Here is a 6270-nt window from a genome sequence, read left to right as displayed (position 1 = left end):
CCCTCCGACACCGATGCCGGCCACGATCCAACGCGCGCGGCGTGTCTCGATTCCCGGATAGTGGAAGCCGACCAACCACGGCATCTCACCATAGCCGGTCATCGCTCGGTAGAGATAGGTGTGGGCCTCGTAACCCCCGCCCGGAACCCAGTTCCAGTGTCCCCGCGAACGCCGGAAGGGCACGGAGGCATTCAGCGCGTTCAACGGACGCGCCCAGATGCTCGCCAGGTAGCGATCCGGGAACACGCTGATGTGTGGCAAGGGTTGCGCGGAGCCGAAGCGGCTCGACACGGCCGTCGAGGCCAGCAGCGGATGAGCGACGACCTGCTCCTGCCCGGTCAGCACGAATGGGGTTTGGCCAAGATCGTCCTCAATCTCGCCGAGGTAGCGAGACAGGTCCATGATCGACACCGCCGCGACCAGGACGCCCCGGAACTCACCGCCGGCTCCGACCAAGGGTGCGCGGAACTGCAGAATGCGCTGGTCGAGCGGATCGCTCCACACGGGACCGATCCAGCTCGGCTCGGCACCTGAGCGTGCTGCATCGAGGTGGGAGCGGCCATTTGGTATGCGGGCGACATCCACGTCGTCGTAGATGCGGTAGTCGAGGCGATTGTACCGCGTTACCCGCAGATCGGATCGGACGAACGCGATGCCGGTCGTCTGGGGCGTTGCCGCTAGGGCCGAGACGAGCGCGGTGCGGAGGGCAGCCTCATCCTCTACGTCAAGCTTTCCGAGTCGAACGGCGTCGACCACGAAGGCAACCTGGACACGCACCGGGTCGAGATGTGCGGCGATACGCTCAACGACGACGTCGAGTACGAGTTCGTCACGGTCGCGGAGCAGGCGGCTCGTATTGTCCCGCGCACCATAGAAGCCGAGTACGATGACGGGCACAACCGCGCATAGCACGAGCGCTGCAAGTAGGAGCGGAAGCAGCCACGTGATTGGCAGGCCACGCTCTTTCTCAGGGCTATCGATAAACGTCGTCGAGCTGTCGGCCGCGGATGGCAACGACGCCCGGGGGACCTCCCCCGTGGGCGTGTTCTTCGACATTGCGCGGAAATCGGGTCCTCAACTGGCCCGGCGCAGCACGAAAGTTCCGAAGGCGGTCGGGATTTCGATACGGATGGGAAAGCGGAGATGCACCCCTCCCGGCGATGCGGAGAAGGCAACTAGGACAGTCCGTGGCGGTGCAGTTTCCAAGGCCCGCTTGTGCCCCGCGATCGGCCGCGATGTCGCCTGGCAGACGATCTCGCCGTCGCGAGCTTCGCCGGGCCCAAATGTCACATCGAAGCGGGTTGTGCCGGAGAAGACCGGGGTGACGCCCCGGCATGGATCGCTGCCCGCGGCGGCTTGGAGCGCTCGCGTCATCACGGCCGTCAACGGGTTGATCACGTCATCCTGGTGAGCGGGAAGAATGGGTGTGCGCTCCGCCCGCTCGGTATCGCTGTACTCGGGACTGATCGTCGTGCGGACGGCGCGATCACCCGCGAAAGCGACGGAGACGTTGCGGCTCTCTCGTCCGCTTGATGAGACCCGATAGTTCATTGGCTGCAATCGCGTCTGGCGGAAGCGGCCTTGCGTCTCGGCGTCGAAGACGTTGGAAATGCCGAGGATGCCGACCTTGCCGTTGACCCGCGCCGAGTACGCACCCTCGTCAACGCGGCCGCTTACCCGACCCTCTCCGACCGGGACACCGGCCAGAGTCACACGGTAGGTCGCCGAGAACTCCTCGGCTCGCGCAGCCAACCCCGATCCCGCCAGAAGGAGCGCGGCTGCGAGAACACGTCGCGAAGTGCCCCATCCGGCGGCGGGCCGAAGCAGGCCACTGGCCGAAGAGACGCAGTCGACTACTGATTGGACCATCATAGTCCTCCGAACCGATAGGTGATGCCGCCTCTGATCAGGTTGCCCTCCGTCGTGAACCGTGACGTGAAGCTGCCGGTCGGTCCACCAGGTATCGACGCGTTGACGACAACGTTGCGGCTACCCAGGTCGTAGCGGATGTACTCGAGCTTCGCCGTGATGGCGCCGGGCTGGATCAGCCCGAAATAGACCAGGGGATTGTACCGTCCAATCGCGCTATCGGCCGGGAGAGCGTATTCGATGCCGCCGCCGTAGACGAACCCTGTACCGACCCCGTCGTATTCACCCTGGTAGGCGAGCGCACCGTTCGAGCCGGTGAGGAAGGCTGCGCGATAGTTCAGGCCGCCGAACGCGAAGCCGCCCGTCCCGTAGACGAGGAACCGGTCGAAGCCGTAGCCGACACGGCCGCGAACGGTGCCGAGCCAATCAAGCTGCTGGCGAAACCCGCTGAGCTCTGAGGTGAAGCCGTTCACGGCGAGCGCCGGCCCCGAGAAACTGGCCCGGCCATCCTGGTTCACCAGCGTAACGTCGAGCGCGACGCCGACGACGATGCCATTGCCGGGCGTGAATTGGTGGTCGTAGCCGACGTTGCCGCCCAATCCGGCCCGGCCCTCCTGCCGATTTTCGATGGTCGCTGGGCGACGTCCTTGTGCAACGGCGAGCTGCGTGTCGGTCAGACCGCCGGCTGCAGTGTTGTTGCCGAATGTCCGTATGGTCTGTCTGTCGGAAAAGGCATAACCGGCCAGCGTGCCTGCATAAAACCCAGTCCAGCTGAAGACGGGCGCCTGAGGATTCGGCGTAGGGGCGGCGCTGCCGAGATCAGCGGCCGAAGCTCCCCCTGCGGCGACGATCAGGGCGAGCGCGAGAGGCGTCAAGCGGGACAACATGCTTCGAACCTTCCATTGTGCCGAGATCGATGTTTCGGAGGGGGCGAGCGCAAGGAACTCAGAGAAGAAGGGCCGCAAGCACGGCTATGCCGTGCGCTACGATGGTCACGACTACCTCAGCCGAAATTCTCATCGACCGACTCCCTGGTTATTGGACTAAATCAACAATCGTCCCCTCTTCGAGGATCCTCCTGAGAGCTTACCAGCCCGAGGTAGACGAGGAGTGAAGCTCCCTTGCAAACACCTTCCGGAGCAGGCAGATGGGCTGACTAACATCGATTTAGCAAGTAGGATGGATTTCCGTGCCTAGTCTGAAAAAACAGACTGATATGCGCGCCGGATCGACGGGAGTACTTCCGGACGGACATCCATGTCACCCGGACGCACTCCCTCCTGAAATGTTCAAGGATGCGATCCGCGTCCTGACGGGCAAGTGGAAGGTCGAGCTGATCTGGACGCTCGTCAATGGGACGCTGCGCTTCGGCGAGCTCCGGCGTGCCCTTCCGGGCATCACACAACACATGCTGACAACACAGTTGCGCGAACTCGAATCAGACGGCCTGGTCAAGCGCACGGTCTATGCCGAGATCCCGCCACGTGTAGAATACGAGGTCACGGACGCTGCCCTCGCGTTGAAACCCATGTTCCGCGAGTTGATGGCTTGGTCCCAGGTTCACGGTCCGCTCGCCCGCAGAACTGGCGAGAGATCCTCCTGACTGGGAAGCTTCCGAGTGATCGACCGCTCGGTCCCGCTCCGCTCACGCGAGACACCCAAAAGATCCCAGAGCGTGCCGCCGAGAGGTGGACGCGGAATTCCGACCGAACCTACGAGGTCGTCTCGCTACGCCACCGCAACGCCTCGACGAGCGCACGAAGCGCGGGGGTGGTCTGCCGGCTGAGGTAGTAGAGGTGGTAGCCTGAAAAAGGCGTGCACCACTCGTCCAGAACCTGGACGAGGTGTCCTGACGCCACCTCGGCCGCGACATCGGACTCCAACATGTAGCCGAGTCCGGCGCCCGCCCGGACTGCTGCGCCAGCGAGGGACGCGTCGTTGACGATCAGTTGTCCACTCGGACGCACACGCACCTCGTCTCCTCCGCGCGCGAACTCCCAGGGTAAGAGGCCGCCTCCACCGATCAGGCGGTAGCTGACGCAATTGTGGGCCGCCAACTCGGCGGGCGTCCTAGGCTGCGGTTGGCGGCTGAAATACGCGGGTGTGCCGACCACAACCGTCCGCAGGTCCGGCCCGACCCGCACCGCCACCATGTCGAGCTCGACCGTTTCCCCGAAACGGATGCCGGCGTCGAACCCGTCCGCGACGATGTCGGTCAGGCGGTCGTCGACGATGACCTCGACCGATACGGACGGGTGTTCCAGTAGGAAACGCGGCAGCGCCGGGTCGAGCACGGTGCGGGCCGCCGAGGAGAAGGTAGTCAGCCGCAGTGTCCCGGACGGCTCTCCGCGCCAGTCCCCGAGCGCCTCAAGGCCCCGCGCGACCTCTGCCAACGCCATGTCGAGCGAGCGCATCAGCCTCTCCCCCGCCGGGGTCGCCGCGACGCTCCGTGTGGTTCGGGCGAGAAGACGAACTCCGAGCCGCGCCTCCAAGCCACGCATCGCGTGGCTGAGCGCGGAGGGAGACACGCCGAGTTTGGCAGCCGCACGCGTGAAGCTGCGCGCGCGGGCCACTGCCGCGAACGCCGCAAGATCATCGAGCGTGCCACGCCGCATTGCTGAATCCTGCTCACAGACCCTTGCTGTCGTACTTAACTTATTCCGCGTAGACGGCCGCGCTATCACGTCCTGAGCTTGAAGGATGTTCAACAATGAATCTCATGACGTAACGTACGCTCGGCCGCTCCGGTCTGGCCGTCAGCCCGTTAGCATTGGGTACCATGACATTCGGCACAGCCCGCTGGGGGCTGGACGAGAGCGGCAGTCGCGCCGTGTTCGAGGCCTATGTCGACCGCGGCGGAAACTTCTCGATACGGCCGACGTGTATGCGGGCGGCGAGAGCGAGGCGATGATCGGCCGCTTCGTCGCCGAACGCTCACTGCGTCAGCAGATCGTTCTGGCGACAAAGTCCGGGTTCGCCACGGGCCAGGGTCCGCATTCTGGCGGCAATGGGGCCAAGCACGTCCACGCGGCCCTGGAAGCCTCGCTGCGGCGGTTGAGGACCGACTACGTCGATCTCTACTGGGTCCACGTCTGGGATGGCGTCACGCCGGCCGAGGAACTGGCCGAGACGATGACCGGCCTCGTGCGGTCGGGCAAGGTCAGGTATTGGGGACTGTCGAACATGCGCGGGCTGCCAGGCCCGATCGCCTTGCAATACTTCTACTCGCTCGTGAGCCGGGAACGCCCGCCTGGTTTGTCGCCCAGCTCGCAACCCTGGCGAAGGTACGTGGAGGACGAGCACATTCCGCTCGCGGCCGAGTTCGGCATGGGCATGGTGCCGTGGTCGCCGCTCGCCTACGGATTGCTGACGGGAAAGTACGATCGCGTCACCGTGGAAGCTGCCCAAGGCGAGAGGGTGGCCTTCCGAAGGATGCCGCGAGGGCGGGCGAGGTGCGACCCGTGGGCGACAAGCGGCTCGACGGCGCGAACCCATTCGGCGACAGCCTCTTCACCCACCGCAACTGGGACATCGTCGAGGTGGTGCGAAAGGTGGCGGACGCGATTGGCCAGCCGGCTGCGCGGGTCGCCCTGTCCTGGGTCACGGGCCGGCCGGGCGTGGCGTCGACCCTCATGGGGGTGAGCCGGCCGACGCAGGTGGACGACAATATCGCAGCGCTCGATCTCGTCCTGTCGGCCGAGCACCGGGCCACCCTTGACGAGGCCAGCGCGTCGACCGAGCCGCGCATGATCTACGGTCTCGCACGTCGGCCCTTGCGCGACCACGTCGTCTTCGGAGGCTACGCGGTGTTGCGGCCCGATTAGGTGCTACGCACGGTGAGCCGATGAGACGCTCCGCGAGCGGCCTGCAATGAAGTGGGCCAATCACATTTCCGCTTCGGGCGCCCGGATGGCGGCTTCAGGACGGCCGGCACGGGTGCGAAGCTGGCGCGACCAAATCTGGCCGTATTCGGGGCTTCGGTCTCGGGCGGAACGATAGCGAAAGCCGGACCTTCCTAGGCTGCGCTCGTCCTTGAGCGTGCCTCGACCAGTGACTCTATTCGGGCCGCCGCTTCATCCGTGACTGGGTTGAAGACGAGCATACCAAGATCCGGCCTGCCATCCACCGCGAAGGCAGAATACTCCAACTCGACACGGCCGGCTTCCGGATGATCGATGCGCTTGATACCTTCGCTGTAGCTGGCGATGTAGTTGTTCTGCCAGAGCGCCGCGAAGTCTCCGCTGAGCCGCGATCGCTCGTCGACCAGTTGTTCACCTCCGCGCCTGCCCCCGCGCCGGCGCGGGTTGCGTCCGCCCGGAAGGCACCCACCACGTGCCGCGCTAACCCAGTTTCGTCAAGTTCGTCCGGTGACCGCGCTTGGACCTTTCCGGCGGTGTTCGA

Annotated in this window: 7 protein-coding genes and 1 pseudogene; 3 read left to right on the top strand and 5 right to left on the bottom strand. The window is 65.1% G+C overall.

The annotated features are described in order from the left end of the window. From ACFE87_RS24520 to ACFE87_RS24510, 3 genes are all read right to left on the bottom strand, one after another. The coding region (locus tag ACFE87_RS24520; protein WP_375462277.1) for a cache domain-containing protein at positions 1-897 on the bottom strand (897 nt) is incomplete at its 3' end. Positions 898-1074: 177 nt separating this feature from the next. Then, a complete protein-coding gene (locus tag ACFE87_RS24515) occupies positions 1075-1752 on the bottom strand; it encodes a DUF3108 domain-containing protein (protein ID WP_375462276.1) in 678 nt (225 codons plus the stop codon). A 116-nt stretch (positions 1753-1868) separates the two neighbouring features. Beyond that, positions 1869-2756, bottom strand: a complete 888-nt coding sequence (locus ACFE87_RS24510) for an outer membrane protein (protein ID WP_375462275.1) — start codon at positions 2754-2756, stop codon at positions 1869-1871. A gap of 398 nt (positions 2757-3154) precedes the next feature. Here ACFE87_RS24510 and ACFE87_RS24505 point away from each other — a divergent pair, with 398 nt between their 5' ends. Continuing rightward, positions 3155-3472, top strand: coding sequence for a winged helix-turn-helix transcriptional regulator (locus tag ACFE87_RS24505; RefSeq protein WP_375462279.1), 318 nt, complete (start codon positions 3155-3157; stop codon positions 3470-3472). A gap of 109 nt (positions 3473-3581) precedes the next feature. Here ACFE87_RS24505 and ACFE87_RS24500 read toward each other — a convergent pair whose 3' ends face one another. After that, positions 3582-4484, bottom strand: a complete 903-nt coding sequence (locus tag ACFE87_RS24500) for a LysR substrate-binding domain-containing protein (RefSeq protein ID WP_375462274.1) — start codon at positions 4482-4484, stop codon at positions 3582-3584. Between the two features lie 85 nt (positions 4485-4569). Between ACFE87_RS24500 and ACFE87_RS24495 the strand changes: the two are divergent. Together ACFE87_RS24495 and ACFE87_RS24490 are read left to right on the top strand one after the other, a co-directional pair. Then, positions 4570-5256, top strand: a pseudogene (locus ACFE87_RS24495) (aldo/keto reductase); the annotation flags it as partial. A gap of 74 nt (positions 5257-5330) precedes the next feature. Further along, positions 5331-5693: an aldo/keto reductase gene (locus tag ACFE87_RS24490; protein WP_375462273.1), complete on the top strand. Its 363-nt coding sequence runs from the start codon at positions 5331-5333 to the stop codon at positions 5691-5693. A 191-nt stretch (positions 5694-5884) separates the two neighbouring features. On the opposite strand, the gene ACFE87_RS24485 is transcribed toward ACFE87_RS24490, so the two are convergent. Further along, entirely contained in the window at positions 5885-6136 is a 252-nt protein-coding gene (locus ACFE87_RS24485; protein ID WP_375462278.1) for a hypothetical protein, read from the bottom strand. Positions 6137-6270: the final 134 nt, after the last annotated feature.

The organism is uncultured Enterovirga sp. (assembly GCF_964242715.1).
Lineage (GTDB): Bacteria > Pseudomonadota > Alphaproteobacteria > Rhizobiales > Beijerinckiaceae > Enterovirga.
Note: the sequence above shows the minus strand (reverse complement) of the source record. Positions and strands in the feature narration are given on the sequence as shown.

What these genes read in the sequence shown, in the direction of transcription:
- ACFE87_RS24510 (WP_375462275.1), bottom strand. Translation starts at nt 2,756, where the DNA reads ATGTTGTCCCGCTTGACGCCTCTCGCGCTCGCCCTGATCGTCGCCGCA.
- ACFE87_RS24505 (WP_375462279.1), top strand. Translation starts at nt 3,155, where the DNA reads ATGTTCAAGGATGCGATCCGCGTCCTGACGGGCAAGTGGAAGGTCGAG.
- ACFE87_RS24500 (WP_375462274.1), bottom strand. Translation starts at nt 4,484, where the DNA reads ATGCGGCGTGGCACGCTCGATGATCTTGCGGCGTTCGCGGCAGTGGCC.